This window comes from Agrobacterium sp. 22-221-1, assembly GCF_053522445.1.
In genome coordinates this window covers 482,989-500,755 of sequence record NZ_JBNWCL010000002.1, presented here as the reverse complement: position 1 = coordinate 500,755, position 17,767 = coordinate 482,989, and the positions used below count along the sequence as shown (strand labels likewise).

Below are 17,767 nucleotides of genomic sequence, written 5' to 3'. Positions count from 1 at the left end.
GGCGGAGGTCCAAAAGCCAGCAGGCGGTCTCTAACGACCAGGATTCCGACGGCCTTCCGCCCGCACTCTACATAGCACAAATCCAATACACAGGATTCCGGCTCAAGCCCGGAATGACGGAAGCGATATGTTTTGCCCGTCGGAGCAGTTCTACGGGGTCTTGCAGCAAACAAAAAGGCGCGGGGGTAAGCCGCGCCTTTTCCTGAGTAACCGCTGTGTCGGCGAATTACCGCTCCTTACTCACTTCTTCAAACCGCGAAAGCCAGGGGCTGACGATCATGCCCTTGACGTCACTGCGGAAGGCGGCGGTGTCGATGACTTCGGAGAAGGGCTGAATGGACATGACGATCTCGTCCATATAGCCCTGCAGCTCCTCATAAAGCTTCGTCTGTTTCGCCACGTCGCGCTCCACCAGCGCCGCCTCGATCATCTTGTTCAGCTTCTCATCGAAGAAGCTGGTGCGCCAGCTCTGGTAATTGGTGAGCTTGGCGTCATCGGCATTGTTGGGGTTATAGGCGATGGAGCGCAGATTATTGTCCGGGTGCGGCTGCTGGCCGCCGCCGCCGCGGCCGAGCAGCAGTTCGAAGTTACGTTCGCGCATCGCGCCGTAAATCTGGTCACCGGAGCCGCTGATCAGTTCGGCCTGAATGCCGGCCTGGGCCAGCGTGTTCTGGATCGCCGTCGCCGCCTTCATGAAGGGGTCTTCCGAAAGTACGCGCAGCGTGGTCTTGAAACCGTTCGGATAACCGGCCTCGGCCAGAAGCGCCTTGGCTTTTTCGATGTCGAGCTTGTAGCCCTGATCCGGCAGCGCGCCCATGACGCCGGTGCTGAGGGAGCGCTGATGCAGCTTGCCGTAATAGGGCATGACCGCCTTGTCGAGACCGTCGTAATCGATCAGGTAACGCAGGGCCTCGCGTACCTTCTTGTTCGCGAATTTCTCATCCTTCATCGAAACGCTGAGGTAATAAAAACCGGAGCCGGGTGTGGATTCGATGGTGACGGCCTTGTCGGCCTCGAGCGATTTCAGATCCGGGGCCTGCAGGGAATAGGCAACGTCGATATCGCCTTTTTCCAGCATCAGCCGCTGCGATTGCGATTCCGGCAGATGACGCATCAGGATGCGCTTCATCTTTGCCTTCTCACCCCAATAATCGTCGTTGCGGGTGAGGATGATATATTCGTTGGATTTCCACTGCGTCAGCTTGAAGGGGCCGGAGCCGGCGGAATTCAGCGTCAGCCATGCGCCGCCCAGATCGCCGTCCTTTTCATTCTCAAGCGCCGTCTTGCTGTCGATGATCGAGCCGGGACCGTTCTGTGCGAGGATCATGAGCAGCAGGTTCGGGTCGTCGGGCTTCGGGATATTCAGCACGAAGGTCTGGTCGTTTTCGGCGATGAACAGCTTGTCGGCCTCTTCCAGCTTAAAGCCGCGTGTTTTGAGGAAAGACGATTGCGCCAGATTGCGGGCGAGCAGGCGTTTCAGGCTCCATGCCACGTCCTTGGCCGTCACGGCGTTGCCGGAAGCGAATTTGGCATCGGCACGCAGATGGAAACGGATGGATTTCCGGTCCTCGGCAATTTCCCAGCGTTCGGCAAGGCGTGGCTGAACGCTGCGGTCTTTCGGGGAAAGCACGACCAGCGTGTCATAGACATTGTTCAGAACCTGCACGGTCTCGCGGCCGGTAATGGCGGCGGGATCGAGGGTGAGGATATTGCTCATGGTCGTGGCGACGATGAGCTGGTCCTTCGGCGTTTCGGCAAAGGCGCTGAGCGGCATGGCGCCGATCAGCAGGGCGCCAAGCGCTGCGGTTGCAAGAAAATGTTTCATCTTTCCTCCCAATACGGCCGGTTCATACGGCCTTTCCACGTTTCGATCCACACGCCCGGTTCCTCCTCGGGCGTCGCAGGATCAGCCAAGAATCTCTCTGACCGGAGCTGCGAGCGCCCGGCCGATTGCCGCCGTTGCCGGCGCATCCAGATGCACGCCATCGACCGGTGAGGCGCTGGCCACCGACCCGGCATCGAAGAAGGCATGTCCGAGTTCGGCGGTGAGTTTGCGGTAAAGCGGCGCAAGCCTGAGCGATTGCCCGATATCCCGCCCGCCGGCAGGTTCGCCGCCCGGGCCTGCGACGCAGGGCGGCGGGGAGACGATCAGCAGTTTCGGCACGGCCTCGCGCGGTTTGTAGATGAAGGTCTCGACGATCTGCGCCAGCCGCCGCATGCCGGAAACCGCAGCTTCCGCCCGCCCGCCATGCACTGGCTTGATGTCGTTGGTGCCGAGCATGATGATGACCAGATCGAGCGGCATGTGGCAGGACAGCGCGATCTCCAGCGCCCGCGCGCCGTTGCGGCAGGCGGGGCCTGCATGGTCGTCATAGCAAGTGGTGCGCCCGCCAAGCCCTTCCGGGTGAACCTTCGCTTTCCCGGAAAGCGCGGCCTCCAGCACCTCCGGCCAGCGATATTCGGCGGGGTGCCGCAGACCCGTTGCCGGGTCCGCGCCCCAGGTGAGGCTGTCTCCGAAGGCGAGCACCGTTTTCATCGCCCGTTACCTCACCCGGTTGTTGTCGATGAAGGTAAAATCGATGTCCTCGCCAAGGCCCGGCCGATCAGGGACATGGACGAAGCCGTCGCTGTCCATCGGGTCGGACAGCGATTTTAGATAATCGTGGCCGTCATCATATTCGAGGAAGGGGTGCAACAGGCCGCGCTCATACCAGCGGCAATTCTTGGTGGCGGCGACAACATGCAGGTTCATGGCCGTGTTGCCATGCACCTCGCATTCCATGCCGAAGGCTTCTGCCAGATGCATGGTCTTCAACGCCGGGGTGATGCCGCCGACATCGTTGACGCCGGTGCGCAGAATATCGCAGGCGCCGGCCTTGATCCATTCCGCGCGATGCCAGTGCTTGCCGGCCGCACTTTCGGGGCCGACGACCGGAATATCGAGATTGTCGGAAAGCCATTTGTAGGAGGATAGCGACTGCTCATCCATCGGCTCTTCGATCCAGTCGAAGCCGAGTTTTTCGAGGCCACGCCCAAGCGCCAGCGCATCGGTGCGGGAATACCAGTGGAAGGCGTCGATCATCAGGCGAATATCGGGGCCGACCGCCTCGCGCACGGCCGCGCAGGCCTTGAGATCCATCTTCACATCCGGCGCCCAGCTGACGGGCGGCATCCAGGTGTGCAGCTTGATGCCCTTGTAGCCGCGCTTCACCAGCGTTTCGGCAAAGCGGCCGTAGTCTTCAGGCGTCGCAAGCCCGCCCTCCAGCTCGTCGCCGCACATGATGGAGCCATAGGCGAGCACCTTGTCGCGATAGCTGCCGATTAACTTGTATACAGGTTGATTGAGCGAGCGGCCGGCAAGGTCCCACAGGGCGCAATCCACCACCGCCAGCGTACGGTCGGTCAGCTGCGCGGCCGAACCACGCTGCCAGTGGGCAAGGTCCTGCCATAGCCGTTCGCGGTCGCGATGGTCTTCACCGATCAGAACTTTCTTGACGAATTTTTCGATGACATGCGGGCGAACGATCTCCGGCGCGGTGAAGGAGTGGCCTTCCTGACCGTCTTCGGTGCGGATGGTTAGCATGGCCTGTTCCACCTGATGCGCCGGCCCCGGATGCGCGTGACCGGCACTGTCCGAGTGCCGACGGGTCGTCGTGCGGAAAACACGGACCTCGACGTCGGTGATGATCATAATTCCTCCCTCATGCAGGTATGGCAGCGTTTGCGGTTGCTGCAATGTCATACATGTATTCGTTATTTGTCAACATGTATGATAATCTGTATTACATGTTGATGCGGAAAATCAAGGCCATTTGCGCACGGTGTTGCACAGGTCATCGGTGAGACCGGGCTCCTGAGGGGGATTTTGCGTCTTGGCGGAAGAAAATCTGAAGGGAGGCATGAGCGTGGCCTATGCCGAATGGGATGTAATCCATAATTTTAGTAGATTATTGAATCGCGCAATGATCTTTCAACAAAGGCCGGGACTATAAACGAACATGCCGTGCCAGCCGTGCCTGTCATCATGCATTCTGCGTGGGTATGCGCCGCATTGAACGGCTGTCCGGAACGTGGATGGCTGCATCTGCGCTGCTGAGCTTCAACACTCATTTCCGGACCTTACAGCCATGCCCCTTTCCCATATCTCCCACTTCGCCTTTCTGGTTCCCGGCAATTATCACGATGATGATCCTGCCGAGGGGCTGGAAGAAACCCTGCAGCTTTTCGAAGCCGGAGAGGCGCTGGGTTATCACAGTGCCTGGGTTCGCCAACGCCATCTGGAAAGGGGCGTGTCATCGGCGGCTACTTTCCTCGCCGCGGCATCGCAGCGCACGAAACGGATCGGCCTCGGCACCGCTGTCATTCAGCTTGGTTACGAAAATCCTTTCAGGCTGGCGGAAGATCTGGCCACCGTGGATGTCCTGTCGCGTGGGCGATTGAATGTTGGGGTTTCCGTTGGCGCACCGCCCTTCGCCCATCTCATTTCGGATTATGTCGATACGGTTCCCGATGCGGACTACAGCCACGCCCGCGCCGAAAGGCTGGCGAGGGCTTTGAGATCGGAACCGCTGTCCAGCGAGACGGAAGCGGGCAATGCAGCCGGTGCGCAGGTGCCGCGCCTGCGGCCAGTCGCCGAGGGGCTGACGGATCGGTTATGGTATGGCGGCGGATCGCAGAATTCCGCGCGCTGGGCGGGAAAGGCGGGCTTCAATCTTCTGACGGGCAATATCGTCAGTGGCGAAAATACCGATGATTTTCTGACCGCGCAGGCGGCGCTGGTCAGCCGCTTCCGGCAGGAATGGGCGCATGAGCGCCAGCCGCGTGTCGCTCTTGGCCGAGTGATCCTGCCGACCGATAGCGCGAGCCCCGCGACCCGCCGCCGTTACAAGGAATTCGCCGCCGAGCGTGACAAGCGCACGACCTCGCCGCATGGCGCGCGCCGCACGCTTTTCCTGCCCGATATCGTCGGGACGACGGACGAGATTCTGGAGAAGCTGTCGCGCGATCCCGTTCTGCCGCTCGTCTCGGAATTCCGTCTCGAACTGCCCTATGAATTCCAGCCGGAAGATTATCGCCAGATCGTCACGGATTTCGCCTCCACCCTGCCGCAGCTTTCGGGCGGGCGGCCCGTTTTGAAAGTGGCGACGGGCCAATAAAATGCCCCGCTCCCGCTATTCCCATCTCCAGCGGGAATAGCGGGAGGACACCTTCAACAGTGCCATATCTGCCGTTCAATCTGGATAAGGCAGGCCATAGCGGTCACGTATTGTCGCGCCTTCGTATTCGCGCGGGTAAACACCGCGATCCTGCAACACCGGCACGACCTTTTCGACGAATTCGGCAATATCATCGGGCGCGCGCGGTGGCTGCAGGGTGTAACCATCCACCGTGCCATCCTGCCAGAGGTCGATGATGCCATCCGCCACCTCTTCCGGCGTGCCGAGCAGCAGTCGGTGGTGCCCTTCGGAGCGGCGCACGGCTTCACGCGCGGTGAGCTTTTCGTGGGTCAGCAGTTCGGAAAGGCCAAGCCCCATGCCAACGGCCCATTGCCGGTTCTGGTCGGGAATGAAGCGCTCGCCATCGAGTTTTATATCCGGGTTGAAGTCGCGCGGATCAATGCCGTTTTCTTTGGCGAAACGCACCAGAAGCCCGTCTTCCGAGCCTGTGCCGCTGAAGAGTTCATGCTTGCGCAACGCTTCCTCACGGGTCTCGCCGAGAATGACGACAAGGCCGGGAACGATGCGGATGCCGGAGGGATCGCGGCCGAGGGAGATGGCGCGGTCACGAACCTTTTTGCCGAAGGCCTGACCCGCCGGGCGGGACAGGATGTTGCAATAGATGATCTCGCCATGGCGTGCCGCCAGATCGATGCCGCCTTCGGAGGCGCCGGCCTGTGCGATGACGGGATGCCCCTGCGGCCCGCGCGGAACGTTGAGCGGGCCTTTCACATGGAAATATTGTCCCTCATGATCGATGGTCTCGGCGGTCGCCGTATCCCAGAAACGCTCTTCCGGCACCTCGCCTTCGCGGCGTGGATCCCAGCTCGACCAGAGTTTTTTCGCCACGTCGAGAAATTCGGTGGCCTTGGCATATCTCTCGCTGCGCGGTGGCAGCGGATCGTTGCCGAAATTGGCGGCGACATTGGGATTGAAGGAAGAGACGATGTTGACGATCAGCCGGCCGCCGGTAACGAGATCGATGGATTGGGTTCGTCTGGCGAAATTATAGGGCGAGTTATAGGTGGAGGACACCGTCGCCACAAAGCCGATATCCGGCACCTGTGCGGCAAGCGATGTCGAGAGAATGAGCGGGTCGATGGTATGAAACGGGCGGCTTGCCGGGTCGGTCAGCAATGCCGGGTGGTCGGAAAGGAAAACGGCGTCGAACCGGCCCTTATGGGCCAGTTCCGTCAGCCGGCGATAATAGCCTATGTCGTTGATGTCGTGCCGGTCTCCGCTCCGGTATTTCCAGGCATTGGCGAGGTATCCGGTGGTGTTGATGCCGACATTGAGATTGAGCCGGCGTTTGGTCTTGCTCATGCTGCCACGTTTCTTTCAGGTCTGTTGGATTACCGGCCCGTATGACCGGCGCAATTGCGGGAAGCGTAACAGCCGGGGGTCCGGTCGCGAGTTAAAAATCCTTGCTGCTCGGAGAAGAAAAACTTTCATCCGTGGCAGCCCCCAAGCGGCGGTCGACTGCGAGAAAGGGGTGAGGCGGGCTGGGGAATCCGACCCGAAATCTTGCCATTCTCGAAAGGATATTCCGTTGTCTTGGCGAAGCACTCACAAGATGGAAACGAATTTCCCCAATCGCGCTTGAAATAGTACACTTTATCTATAGAAAATATTTTATGGCGTGTAGCGTGCCGTTCAGATCGCAATTTCGAGGACGAACGCCATGGCTGATGCCGCCCTTCGCCAGATAACCCAACCCGTAACCGTGTGGTACACACGCTGCCCGGCGCCCACGCCGCTTTCCATCGCGGCGCAACTGGGCTGGATCGAGGACAGTTTCTCCACCCATGGCATCTCTGTTTCCTCCATTCGCGACGCGGCCGATCCGGCCATTCGCCAGAGCCATTTCGATCATCGTCTGGACTGGTCCTTCCGTCAGGGCGGCAATATTCCGCCGATCTGGGCGAGATCCGGCGGCCGGAAAACACGGCTGGTGGGGTTGACGAGAACCGACGAGTTTCAGGCCGTCATCGCTTTGCCAGCAAGCGGAATAAGCAAGGGCGACGACCTGAAGGGACGGCGCATCGGCCTGCCGAGACGGCCGAATGAAACCATCGATTTCCAGCGTGCGACATCGCTCAAGGGCATCGTTTCGGCGCTGACGGTCTCGGGCCTCGCCGTTGCGGATGTCGAGCTTGTCGATCTCACGGCGAAAGAGCCGGTGTTGCTCGATCCCTCTGACGACAGGTTCCATGGTCTGCGCCGGCGGTTTCCTTATGGCGAGGAGATTGCAGCGCTGCATCGGGGCCAGATCGATGCGTTTTTCGTCAAGGGCGCGGAAGGCGTCACCGTCGCCAATCTGATCGGTGCGCAGGTCGTGGTGTCGACAGGTTTCCACCCCGATCCGAAAATCCGCATCAACAACGGCACGCCGCGCCCCTTGACGGTGGACGCCACCTTTGCCGATGAGCGGCCCGATCTGGTGGCGGAACTCGTCGCCACCGTACAGCGGGTTGCCCAATGGGCAAATGACAATCCGGCGGAAGCCGTGCGTTTCATCGCTCGTGAGATCGGCGTCAGCGAGGAGGCGGTTCTGGCTGCGAATGGCCCGGATGTGCACCGCAATCTGAGGCTCGATCTCGATCCGGACGAGCTGGATGCGCTGAGCCACTTCAAGGATTTCCTGCTGGAATGGAAATTTATCCCCGAAGATTTCGATGTGCGGGACTGGGCCGATCCACGCGCCCTTTCTTTCGAGCAAGATGCTGCGCAACGCAGTGCGGGAAAGTGAGGGCGTCATGACAGCCACCATTCTTGTAACGGGCGCAACCGGCAAGCTCGGCCGACGTGTCGTCAGCCGTCTCTTGCAGAAAGAGGCGAAGGTTCGGGTGCTGACCCGCAGGCGCGAGGATGCGCTCAAGCTCTGGGGCGACAGGGTCGATATCTCGGAGGGAAATTTCTCCGACCCGGCCAGCCTGAAGGAGGCCTCGCGCGGTATCGGGACCGTCTTTCTGCTTTCCCCCATTGGTGAAACGCTGGTGGCGGACCAGAATGCGGTCATCGATGCCGCCCTCTCAGCCGGTGCGTCGCGGATCGTGAAAATATCCGGCTCCGACTGGACCATTGAGAATGCCGGATATTCCATTTCGGGGGCGGCGCATGCCGAGGTGGAAGCGCATCTGGCTGGAAGCGGTATCGCGTATACCGTGCTGCGGCCGAATGCCTGGATGCAGGTTGCGCTGGAACCCGTTGTCGCCGCGCTGCGCAAGGGGGAGGATGTGCCCGCCCGCTTTGGCGACGCGGCTGTCTCCTTCATCGATGCGGACGATATTGCCGATGTCGCGGTTCATGCGCTCACCACAAGCGCACCTGTTTCCGGCGTCCTGGTGCTGACCGGTGGCGAAGCCCTGTCGGCGCTGGAAATCGCCCGCATCGCGGCGCGCATCCAGCATCGGCCCGTGGGAATTTCGGACAATACCGCCCCGGCCTTGCCGCCACATATAGGCGCGTTTGAACAGAAGGCGATCGGCGAATTCGGCCAACTCATCCGCAAAGGTCTTGCGGCGTCCGTCAACAATACCGTCCAGCAGATTACCGGCCGGTCGCCCCGCAGCGTGGAGGACTATCTGCGTGTCCGGCTGGCAACCACCCCGCAGGATCATTCCGAGGGAGAAAAGACATGGCGCTGACTGTTCCGCTGCCTGAAGGTCCCGAGCTGAAAGATCTCGACTTGAAAAGCCCGGCCGATTTCGAAGACAGCCCGCTCAGCCGGGCGGTGAAGCAGCCGCTGATGCTGGGCCTGTTCCTCAATTTGCAGGACATCAATTTCTCCAGCCTGCCGACCAGCAACAGCTGGACCTTCGATTACAATGTCGAACTGGTGAAGCGCGCGGAAGAGCTTGGTTTCGAAATCGCCTTCAGCCGCACGCAATGGCTGCCCAAGGGCGGTTATGATGGCGAATCCTCGCTCGACAGTTTCATCGCGCTTGGTGCCATGGCGGCGGTCACGAAGAACATTCTGCTGATCTCCACCATCCATGTGCTTTATGGGCCGCTGCATCCGCTGCATCTGGCCAAATATGGCGCGACGCTGGATCATATCGCCAAGGGACGCTGGGGCATCAACATCGTCACCGGCCACCGCGCCATCGAGCATGAAATGTTTGGCTGGCAGCGTATCGACCACGACAAGCGCTACGACATGGCCGGCGAATTGTTCGATGTTCTTCATCGCCTTTGGGGTGAGACCGAGAATTTTTCCTATGAAGGCAAGCTCAATCCCTGGGCGATCAACAATGGCTGGATCACGCCGAAGCCTGCTTTCGGACGCCCGCCGCTGGTGACCGCGACAGGTTCGCCCGCAGGCATCGATTTCGCCGCCCGGCATTCCGATCTGGTTTTCGTCACCTCGCCCGGTGGCGCGCATATAGACAGCGCGCTGGAAACGCTTCCCGATCATGTTGCGACCATCAAGAACCGCGCCAAGGCCTATGGCCGGCAGGTGAAGACGATCATCAACCCGATCATCGTCAGCCGCGATACGGAGAAAGAGGCGATCGCCTATGCGGATGCCATCGAGGCCGGAAAACCTCAGCCCGGCACCCGCGCCTTCGCCACCAATAATTACGACAGCGACGCCCATGCCTGGCGCGGCCGCGGCGATGCGCGCCACAAGCAGGGGCGCAATCTTGGCGGCAATATCGAGATCATCGGTTCGCCGGAGCAGGTGGTCGAGCAGCTTGTCGGTCTGAAAAAGGCCGGGATCGATGGGGTTCAGCTGAATTTCTACGATTTCCGCGAGGACCTCGACTATTTCGCCGAGCGCATTCTGCCTTTGATAAAGGAGGCTGGCCTGAGGCTCTGAGGCCTCTCCCGCTGCATTTTCCAGTTCCGAAACCCACACTTCGCAATCGCCCGATTGCGAAAACGATATTTTTTGCCCTGAGGAGATACCGTGAATATCGCCGTCGATCCCGTCAAAACGCCCGTACCTAAAATCATAGACCGGATCGGGACCTATGTTCCCGAACTCGTCTCCATCCGCCACGATCTGCACCAGCATCCGGAAATCGGTTTCGAGGAGGTCCGCACCTCCGGCATCGTCGCCGAAAAGCTCGCCTCCTGGGGCATTGAGGTGCATCGCGGATATGGCAAGACCGGTGTGGTCGGCGTGCTGCGCGGCCGCCATGCGGACAACCGCTCTATTGGGCTGCGGGCGGACATGGATGCCCTGCCGATGCCGGAGGAAACCGGTCTGCCCTATGCGTCGGTCTATCCCGGCAAATTCCACGGATGTGGGCATGATGTGCACACCACCATCCTGCTCGGCACCGCCCGTTATCTGGCGGAAACCCGCGATTTCGCCGGCACGGTGGTGTTTATTTTCCAGCCGGCCGAGGAAGGTCTCGGCGGGGCGCGCGCCATGATCGCCGACGGGCTGTTCAAGGACTTCCCCGTCGATGAGATTTACGGGCTGCACAATTCCTCCCATGCCGCGCCCAATCATCTGAAGGTTTCACCCGGCACCATTCTGGCGGGGGCGGATTTCTTCGATATCCGGCTGAAGGGCAGGGGTGCCCACGCCGCTCACCCCGATGTTTCGCGTGATCCGGTGCCGGCGACGGGTGAACTGATCCAGGCACTGCAAACCATCGTCAGCCGTAACGTGCCGCCGACCGATCCTGCCGTCCTGTCGATCACCCGCATCGAGGCGGGATCGGCCTATAACGTCATTCCCGAAACAGCAGCGATTGCCGGCACGGTTCGGGCCTTCTCCGACAGCGTGCGCGAAACCATAAGGGAGCGCATCCGCACGATTTCCGATCACATTGCTGCGGCTCACGGCCTCACCGCCGAGGTGGATATTCGCGACATATTCTCGGTTCTTACCAATGACGATGCATCTGTGGGGATCGTCGCCGGCGTGGCGCGTGAGGTTCTGGGGGACGAGCGCGTTTCCACCGAGCCCGGCCGTTTCATGGGTAGCGAGGATTTCGCCGATCTCCTGAAACACGCGCCCGGCGCGTTTTTCACCCTCGGCCATTCCGGCACGGTGCCCGCCCATAATCCCGGTTTCATCGTCGACGACGCCATTCTGCCCGTCGGCGCCACTCTGTTTGCCCGGCTGGTGGAAACCCGGCTGAAACCCGCGTGAACATTTAAAAACAAGCCTGCAAGAGGAAACATCCATGGATATTACAAGACGTAAGACATTGCTTTTGAGTGCAGCGCTAACCGGGGCCATGCTGTTGCCCTCCCTGCCGGCTCTGGCGGCCGAAACGCCGAAAAAGGGCGGCATCGTCACCCTTGCGGGTCTTGGCGAGCCGACGACGCTGGTGCCGCTTTCCGATTCCAATACCCGCACCCGCGCCATTTCCACGAAAATCCTCGAAGGGCTGGTGCGGTTTGACAGCGAGTTCAAACCGCACCCGGTTCTGGCTGAAAGCTGGGAAACATCCGCCGACGGGCTGCGCCACACTTTCAAGCTGCGCAAGGGCGTCAAATGGCATGACGGCAAGGATTTCACATCGCAGGACGTCAAATTTTCCCTGCTGGCCTTCAAGAAGGTCGGTCCACGCGGGCGCATCACTTTCGCCAATGTTGCCGATATCGAAACGCCCGATCCGCTGACGGCCGTGGTGGTGCTTTCCAAGCCCGCGCCCTATCTCCTGCGGGCGCTGACCGGTGGCGAAACACCCATTCTGCCGGCCCATGCCTATGCTTCGGAAAATTACAATGAAAGCCCGAATGGGAACGCGCCAGTCGGCACCGGCCCCTTCGTCTTCGAGGAATGGAAGCGCGGCAGCTATGTGAAGCTGAAGAAGAACCCGAACTACTGGCAGGCCGATCTTCCCTATCTTGACGGTTTCGTGGCCCGTTTCGTCGCGGATTCGGCCTCCACCACCATTTCCGTGGAGACGGGCGAGGCCGATTATACCGCCGATGTGTCCTACAGCGATCTGGAGCGTCTGCGGCAAAATCCGAAGCTCGCGGTGGAGGTCTATACTGACTCCTATCTCAACAATGCCGCCGTGTTCGAGTTCAATCTGGAGAACCCGATCCTTGCGAAAAAGGAGGTCCGGCATGCGCTGGCGCATGCGATTGATCGCAACTTCATCAACGATGCCATTTTCTTCGGGACGGCGAAACCTGCCGGTTCAAACATCCCGGCGGTCTTCACCGCCTATAATGACGAGAAGCCTTTCACCTATCCCTTCGATCTCGCCAAAGCGAACGAATTGCTGGACACGGCCGGCTACCCGAAGGGTGCGGATGGCACCCGTTTTTCGCTGCGGCTGGCCTTCCTGCCTTCCGACGTCTTCCGTAAAACCTCCGAATATCTCCGCTCATCCTTCGGCAAACTCGGCGTGAAGGTGGATATTGTCGAAGGCGATCTCGCCACTTTCATCAAGCGGGTCTATACGGAGCGCGGTTTTGATCTGACGGTGAACGGCATCAGCCGGTTGTTCGATCCGACGGCGGGCGTGCAGCGCCTCTATTGGTCCGACGGGATCAAGAAACCCGCGCCCTATGTCAATGCCGCTCACTACAATAATCCAGAGGTGGATGATCTTTTCCGTGCCGCCGCGATTGAAGTGGACGAAACGAAACGGGCGGAGCAGTTCCACGATATCCAGAAAATCACCGGCGATGACCTGCCGAATTTCTCTATCGTCGCTTTGCCGACCGTCATTCTGCGCAATACCAGCCTGAAATCGCTCGTGACGACCATCGACATTGCTTATGGCGATCTGGCGACGGCCTGGAAAGGCGAGTGAGTGTTTGTCAAAAGGGGCATCCAAGCTCCGTCACCCCGGACTCGATCCGGGGTCCAGCGCGATCAAGTCCTTGATCGCGAGAAACTTTCTTCACGGCGCAGACGCGCCGTGGCTGGATGCCGGGTCAAGCCCGGCATGACGGAGGAGGGGTCTGCGATCATCAACATTAACCCGGCAATTCTGCCGGGTTTTTTATTGCCGAAATCCGCCTTTCATCCCTTTTTGCACCTTCGCGCCGCACGCCCGTTTCCGGGAAAAACTTTGCGCATGAAACAGGTCGGGCGAAACAGCGATACCACCCGTGAAAATTTCGAAAAAATAAGTTTCATCAATAATTTAGCGCAAAGCATTTCTTCGCCGCGAAGCAAGAATTGCTTTCTGGACCCGCGCTCTGGCCACCTGCACTGTGAGCTGGAAATCTCACCCTCACATGATGGATGCCATGGCCAAGGATACGCTTTTTTTGATCGCCCCCGGTTTTGAAGACCCAAAACACCCCGGTGTCCGCTTCGTCTGCCCGCATTGCAACCAGATCGAAGGCCTGCTTGCCGCCTTTCCGGATCTTGCCGCAGGTATCGATATCCGCCGTGTCGGTTTCCAGCGCCCGCGTGAGGCTGTCATCGCCGCCGTGGGAGAGGAAAACCAGTCGCTGCCGCTGTTCATCTTCGCCGGCGACGCGCCCAGCGACGCTACGGCCACGGGCGAGACGCATTTCATTCAGGACACCAAACGCATTTTGCAAATCCTCGCCGAGCGCCACGGGTTCCCGCAGCTGCACTGAGTTGCCGCGCCCGCATATCGGATTTTTTCGGAGACAGACATGACCATTTCCAGACGCCAGTTTCACAAAATTGCACTTGCCGCCGGCGCTTTCGTCGCGCTTCCAGGCGGTTCCTTTGCGGCTGCCGAAGAGCCGGTTTCGGGCGGCACGCTCAAGATTGTTTATTTTCCCGAGCCGACCCAGCTCGTGGCGATCAATACCAGTGCGGGCGGTCCGCAGTTTATCGGCTCGAAGATTTACGATGGGCTTTTGACCTATGATTACGAGCTTTCACCCAAACCGAGCCTCGCCAGGGAATGGAGCGTTTCGGCCGATGGGCTGGAATACGTCTTCCATCTGCAGCCGAAGGCGAAGTTCCATGACGGTAAACCGGTGACATCGGCAGATGTGGAATTTTCCATTCTGCGGCTGAAGGAAGCCCATCCGCGCGGTCGCGCCACTTTCTCGCATGTTGAAAGTGTCGATACCTCCGATCCGCTGGTCGCGAAAGTGAAGCTTTCCAAGCCGGCGCCGGGCCTCATCACCGCGCTCGCCTCGTCGGAATCGCCAATCGTGCCGAAGCACATCTTCGAGACCTTCAAGCCGACCGATAATCCGAAACCCGCCCAGATCATCGGCAGCGGCCCCTTCGTGCTGAAGGAATGGGTGCCGGGCAGCCATATTCTTCTGGAAAAGAATGCGGATTACTGGGATGCGCCGCGCCCTTATCTCGACCGCGTCATTATCCGCCTCATTAACGATGCGGGCGCCCGCGCTGCGGCGCTGGAAACCGGGGAAGGCGATATCGGCCCCAACCCGGTGGCGCTTGCCGATCTGGAGCGGTTGAAATCCATTCCGACACTGAAGGTGGATGACCGCATCTATGCCTATGCCGGCCAGCAGAACCAGCTGGTGATCAACCTTGAGAATGAATATCTCAAGGAATTGAAGGTCAGGCAGGCCATCGCCCATGCCATCGATGTTCCGGCGCTCATCGATACCGTGCTTTATGGTTACGCCGTGCCATCGCCGACGCCGATCAGCCCCGGCCTTGCGAAGTTCCACAATCCCGATATCGGGTTTGCCAAGTTCGATGTCGCACAGGCTGAAAAACTGCTGGATGAGGCCGGTTTCCCGCGCAAGGATGGCGGCAAGCGCTTCAAGCTTCGGGTTACCACCAATCCCTTCAACCCGCAGACCTATTCGGATTTCATTGCGCAGGCGCTGTCAAAGATTGGCATCGAGGCGGATATCCAGAAATTCGATTTCGGCACCTATGTGAAGGTGGTCTATACCGACCGCGCCTGGGACCTTTCGGTGGAATCCCTCTCCAATACCTTCGATCCGACAGTGGGCGTGCAGCGCGTCTACTGGAGCAAGAACTTCAAGATCGGCCTACCGTTCTCCAATGCCAGCCACTACGCCAATCCGGAGGTGGACCGGCTGCTGGAAGCAGCGGCGGTGGAGCCGGATATCGAAAAACGCGCCGCCTTCTTCAAGGAGTTTCAGGCCGTTATCGCAAAAGACCTTCCCGTCATCAATCTCGTCTCCCCCATCCAGCCGGTCGTCGGCAGCGTGCGCATCAAGGACTATGCGACAGGCGCAGAGGGGCTCAGCGGCAATCTCGCCAAGGCCTGGGTGACGAAGGAGGCGTGAGAGCCTCCCAACCCTTCGGTTCAGAGCGAATAAGAGGTCATTTCCATGAGCACAAAATCCGAGAAGCTGGTTCTTAACGCCTTCATCTATCCGGGCGGACATCACGAGGCGGCCTGGCGGCATCCGGACTCCGAGCCGCATCGCGTCACCGATATAAAGCTCTATCAGGATATCGCCCGCAAGGCCGAGGCGGCGAAGCTCGATGCCATCTTCTTCGCCGACGCGCCGGTGCTGGACGCCAATATCCGCTATGCCGCCCGCCACCGGCTGGAGCCGATCACCATGCTGGCGGCCCTCGCCGCCGTCACCGAAAAGATCGGCTTCATCGCCACGGCCTCCACCACCTATTACGAGCCGTATAATCTCGCGCGGCTGTTCGCGTCGGTCGATCATATCAGCGGCGGTCGGGTGGGCTGGAACATCGTGACGACTTCGGCCGATGCGACTGCCGGCAACTTCAATCTCCAGAAGCATCCGCCGCATGCCGATCGTTATCGTCAGGCCATCGAGTTCGTGGATGTGGTGACGAAGCTCTGGGACAGCTGGGAAGATGACGCCATTGTTGCGGATAAGGAAAGCGGCCTTTTCGCCGATACCGACCGCATCCATCCTGCCAATCACGATGGCGAATTTTATCGGGTGCGGGGCGCGCTGAACGTGCCGCGTTCACCGCAGGGCCGGCCGGTCTATGTGCAGGCCGGCTCCTCGGAGGAGGGGCGTGGTTTCGCCGCCCATTATGCCGAGGCAATCTTTACCGCGCATCAGACTCTGGAGAGTGCGCGGTCTTTTTATTCCGACATCAAGCGACGCGTCGCGGCCACGGGGCGCAATCCCGCCCATGTGAAAATCCTGCCGGGCATCAGCCCCTTCATCGCGTCAACCGAAGAGGAGGCGCGCAGACTCGAGGCGTCTTTCAACGATCTCATCCAGCCGGCCTTTTCTCTCGGGCAATTGCAGCGCATCACCGGCATCGATCTCTCATCTGCCGATCTCGACCAGCCGCTGCCGCACGAAGCCGTCGAGGCGACGCGGGCGCAGGCGGATAGCAGCCGCCATCAGCTGGTTCTCGATGTCATCGACCGGGAAAATCCGACGATCCGGCAATTACTGCACCGGCTTGCCGGCGGACGTGGCCACAAGGTGATTTCCGGAACGCCGGAGCAGGTGGCGGACTGGATAGAGACCTGGTTCCGTGAGGGTGCGGCCGATGGCTTCAATATCATGCCGCCATGGCTGAATGGCGGCTTCGACAACTTCGTCGACGGGGTTGTGCCGATCCTCAAACAGCGTGGGCTGTTCCGCGAGGATTATGACGGCGATACGCTGCGCGATCACTATGGCCTGCCTCGGCCGGAAAATATCTATGCGGCCAGAGAGTTGCAAAGGGAACGCGCCTGAGGTGGGACGGGCGTGTTCAGGCGGCGGCCTCGAGAGAGCGCATATCCTCGCGCAACAAAGCGAGTAGAGATGCGACCTCCGGCAGCCGCCGCCTGTCAGGACTGGTCAGCAGGTGATAACGGCTGGCGGTCGGCTGCGGTGCGCCAAAGGGAGCGATCAGCCGGCCGTTTTTCAGCTCTTCCGAAATCAGCGAATGGCGCACGAGGCCGATGCCGTGGCCGGATGAGATCGCCTCTATCAGTGCCGTCTGGCGTGAAAAACGCGGGCCGGTCGCTGAAAGCCTGAGCGGAATGCGGCAGGCGCGAAGCCAGTTCGCCCATTCGAAGGCCGGGTCCAGGCCATTGCCACGCAACATCGCAAAGCCGAGATCCCGCAAGCGCTCCGGTTCTTCTGTAAGCCCATGGCGGGCCGCGAATTCCGGGGTGCAAACGGCGCTGACGGTGTCGGCGAAAAGCGGCTCATGAATGAAGCCCGGAATCTGCGCATGGGTGGCGACGATGGCGCAATCGGCATCGAAATGGGTGAGGTCGATGGTTTCGCTTTCAAGGGATTCGATGGAAAGCTCCACGTCTCCGAGCGCCGGAACGATACTGCCCAGCCGCGGCGCCAGCCAGCGGGCGGCAAAGCAACCCTCCGCCAGAACCTTCAGTTGCGGTCGGGCGTTTGAAACCATCAGGTCGGAAAGACTGCCGATCATGGTCTCGAAAGCATCGGCAAGGCCGGGATAAAGCGCGCTGCCGGCATCGGTCAGCAGCAATTCACCGCGCTGGCGGCTGAAAAGCGGCTGGCCGAGATGGGTTTCGAGAATTCGCACCTGCTGGCCGATGGCGGCGGTGGAGACATGCAGCTCCTCCGCCGCTCGCGAAAAGCTCGCATGGCGGGCGGCGACGACAAAGGCGCGCAAGGCGGTCAGCGGCGGCAGCCGGGAAAGTGTCGGCAGGCGAAAAGCCGCCCGGCTCCCGGCGGGAGCGATAAACTCCGTTCTCATTGCTGTTTCTCCT

General features: G+C 60.2%; 14 protein-coding genes. 9 read left to right on the top strand and 5 right to left on the bottom strand.

All coding sequences use genetic code 11. From position 1 onward, the window contains the following. Positions 1-226: 226 nt before the first annotated feature. From ACQZ5N_RS05725 to ACQZ5N_RS05715, 3 genes are all read right to left on the bottom strand, one after another. Positions 227-1,825, bottom strand: a complete 1,599-nt coding sequence (locus ACQZ5N_RS05725; protein ID WP_448732368.1) for an ABC transporter substrate-binding protein — start codon at positions 1,823-1,825, stop codon at positions 227-229. Positions 1,826-1,906: 81 nt separating this feature from the next. Then, entirely contained in the window at positions 1,907-2,536 is a 630-nt protein-coding gene (locus tag ACQZ5N_RS05720) for an SGNH/GDSL hydrolase family protein (protein ID WP_448732367.1), read from the bottom strand. A gap of 6 nt (positions 2,537-2,542) precedes the next feature. Next, positions 2,543-3,691 (bottom strand): mandelate racemase family protein, encoded by a 1,149-nt coding sequence (locus ACQZ5N_RS05715; RefSeq protein ID WP_448732366.1) that lies wholly within the window; start codon positions 3,689-3,691, stop codon positions 2,543-2,545. Positions 3,692-4,127: 436 nt separating this feature from the next. Here ACQZ5N_RS05715 and ACQZ5N_RS05710 point away from each other — a divergent pair, with 436 nt between their 5' ends. Continuing rightward, positions 4,128-5,156: an LLM class flavin-dependent oxidoreductase gene (locus ACQZ5N_RS05710; protein WP_448732365.1), complete on the top strand. Its 1,029-nt coding sequence runs from the start codon at positions 4,128-4,130 to the stop codon at positions 5,154-5,156. A 75-nt stretch (positions 5,157-5,231) separates the two neighbouring features. On the opposite strand, the gene ACQZ5N_RS05705 is transcribed toward ACQZ5N_RS05710, so the two are convergent. Continuing rightward, the gene (locus ACQZ5N_RS05705) at positions 5,232-6,539 is read right to left on the bottom strand and encodes an NtaA/DmoA family FMN-dependent monooxygenase (protein WP_448732364.1); all 1,308 of its coding nucleotides are present in this window, start codon (positions 6,537-6,539) and stop codon (positions 5,232-5,234) included. Between the two features lie 358 nt (positions 6,540-6,897). On the opposite strand from ACQZ5N_RS05705, the gene ACQZ5N_RS05700 reads away from it, so the two are divergent. From ACQZ5N_RS05700 to ACQZ5N_RS05665, 8 genes are all read left to right on the top strand, one after another. Continuing rightward, positions 6,898-7,965 (top strand): ABC transporter substrate-binding protein, encoded by a 1,068-nt coding sequence (locus ACQZ5N_RS05700; RefSeq protein ID WP_448732363.1) that lies wholly within the window; start codon positions 6,898-6,900, stop codon positions 7,963-7,965. A gap of 7 nt (positions 7,966-7,972) precedes the next feature. Next, positions 7,973-8,863 (top strand): NmrA family NAD(P)-binding protein, encoded by an 891-nt coding sequence (locus ACQZ5N_RS05695; protein ID WP_196380505.1) that lies wholly within the window; start codon positions 7,973-7,975, stop codon positions 8,861-8,863. Next, positions 8,854-10,038 carry an LLM class flavin-dependent oxidoreductase gene (locus tag ACQZ5N_RS05690; protein ID WP_196380506.1) on the top strand — a complete coding sequence of 395 codons (1,185 nt, stop codon included), beginning with the start codon at positions 8,854-8,856 and terminating at the stop codon, positions 10,036-10,038. Before ACQZ5N_RS05695 ends, ACQZ5N_RS05690 begins: the two co-directional genes overlap by 10 nt. A 90-nt stretch (positions 10,039-10,128) precedes the next feature. Beyond that, entirely contained in the window at positions 10,129-11,328 is a 1,200-nt protein-coding gene (locus tag ACQZ5N_RS05685) for a M20 aminoacylase family protein (RefSeq protein ID WP_448732362.1), read from the top strand. A gap of 34 nt (positions 11,329-11,362) precedes the next feature. After that, positions 11,363-12,952 carry an ABC transporter substrate-binding protein gene (locus ACQZ5N_RS05680; protein WP_448732361.1) on the top strand — a complete coding sequence of 530 codons (1,590 nt, stop codon included), beginning with the start codon at positions 11,363-11,365 and terminating at the stop codon, positions 12,950-12,952. Positions 12,953-13,382: 430 nt separating this feature from the next. After that, positions 13,383-13,733, top strand: coding sequence for a DUF3088 domain-containing protein (locus ACQZ5N_RS05675; RefSeq protein ID WP_448732360.1), 351 nt, complete (start codon positions 13,383-13,385; stop codon positions 13,731-13,733). Between the two features lie 39 nt (positions 13,734-13,772). Next, the gene (locus ACQZ5N_RS05670; RefSeq protein ID WP_448732359.1) at positions 13,773-15,368 is read left to right on the top strand and encodes an ABC transporter substrate-binding protein; all 1,596 of its coding nucleotides are present in this window, start codon (positions 13,773-13,775) and stop codon (positions 15,366-15,368) included. A 45-nt stretch (positions 15,369-15,413) separates the two neighbouring features. Continuing rightward, positions 15,414-16,766 carry an LLM class flavin-dependent oxidoreductase gene (locus ACQZ5N_RS05665; protein ID WP_448732358.1) on the top strand — a complete coding sequence of 451 codons (1,353 nt, stop codon included), beginning with the start codon at positions 15,414-15,416 and terminating at the stop codon, positions 16,764-16,766. A gap of 16 nt (positions 16,767-16,782) precedes the next feature. Here ACQZ5N_RS05665 and ACQZ5N_RS05660 read toward each other — a convergent pair whose 3' ends face one another. After that, on the bottom strand, positions 16,783-17,754 hold the full coding sequence (locus ACQZ5N_RS05660; RefSeq protein WP_448732357.1) for a LysR substrate-binding domain-containing protein: 972 nt from the start codon (positions 17,752-17,754) through the stop codon (positions 16,783-16,785). Positions 17,755-17,767 lie beyond the last annotated feature (13 nt).

What these genes read in the sequence shown, in the direction of transcription:
- ACQZ5N_RS05720 (WP_448732367.1), bottom strand. Translation starts at nt 2,536, where the DNA reads ATGAAAACGGTGCTCGCCTTCGGAGACAGCCTCACCTGGGGCGCGGAC.
- ACQZ5N_RS05680 (WP_448732361.1), top strand. Translation starts at nt 11,363, where the DNA reads ATGGATATTACAAGACGTAAGACATTGCTTTTGAGTGCAGCGCTAACC.
- ACQZ5N_RS05670 (WP_448732359.1), top strand. Translation starts at nt 13,773, where the DNA reads ATGACCATTTCCAGACGCCAGTTTCACAAAATTGCACTTGCCGCCGGC.
- ACQZ5N_RS05695 (WP_196380505.1), top strand. Translation starts at nt 7,973, where the DNA reads ATGACAGCCACCATTCTTGTAACGGGCGCAACCGGCAAGCTCGGCCGA.
- ACQZ5N_RS05705 (WP_448732364.1), bottom strand. Translation starts at nt 6,539, where the DNA reads ATGAGCAAGACCAAACGCCGGCTCAATCTCAATGTCGGCATCAACACC.
- ACQZ5N_RS05675 (WP_448732360.1), top strand. Translation starts at nt 13,383, where the DNA reads ATGATGGATGCCATGGCCAAGGATACGCTTTTTTTGATCGCCCCCGGT.
- ACQZ5N_RS05710 (WP_448732365.1), top strand. Translation starts at nt 4,128, where the DNA reads ATGCCCCTTTCCCATATCTCCCACTTCGCCTTTCTGGTTCCCGGCAAT.
- ACQZ5N_RS05700 (WP_448732363.1), top strand. Translation starts at nt 6,898, where the DNA reads ATGGCTGATGCCGCCCTTCGCCAGATAACCCAACCCGTAACCGTGTGG.
- ACQZ5N_RS05690 (WP_196380506.1), top strand. Translation starts at nt 8,854, where the DNA reads ATGGCGCTGACTGTTCCGCTGCCTGAAGGTCCCGAGCTGAAAGATCTC.
- ACQZ5N_RS05660 (WP_448732357.1), bottom strand. Translation starts at nt 17,754, where the DNA reads ATGAGAACGGAGTTTATCGCTCCCGCCGGGAGCCGGGCGGCTTTTCGC.
- ACQZ5N_RS05725 (WP_448732368.1), bottom strand. Translation starts at nt 1,825, where the DNA reads ATGAAACATTTTCTTGCAACCGCAGCGCTTGGCGCCCTGCTGATCGGC.
- ACQZ5N_RS05715 (WP_448732366.1), bottom strand. Translation starts at nt 3,691, where the DNA reads ATGATCATCACCGACGTCGAGGTCCGTGTTTTCCGCACGACGACCCGT.
- ACQZ5N_RS05665 (WP_448732358.1), top strand. Translation starts at nt 15,414, where the DNA reads ATGAGCACAAAATCCGAGAAGCTGGTTCTTAACGCCTTCATCTATCCG.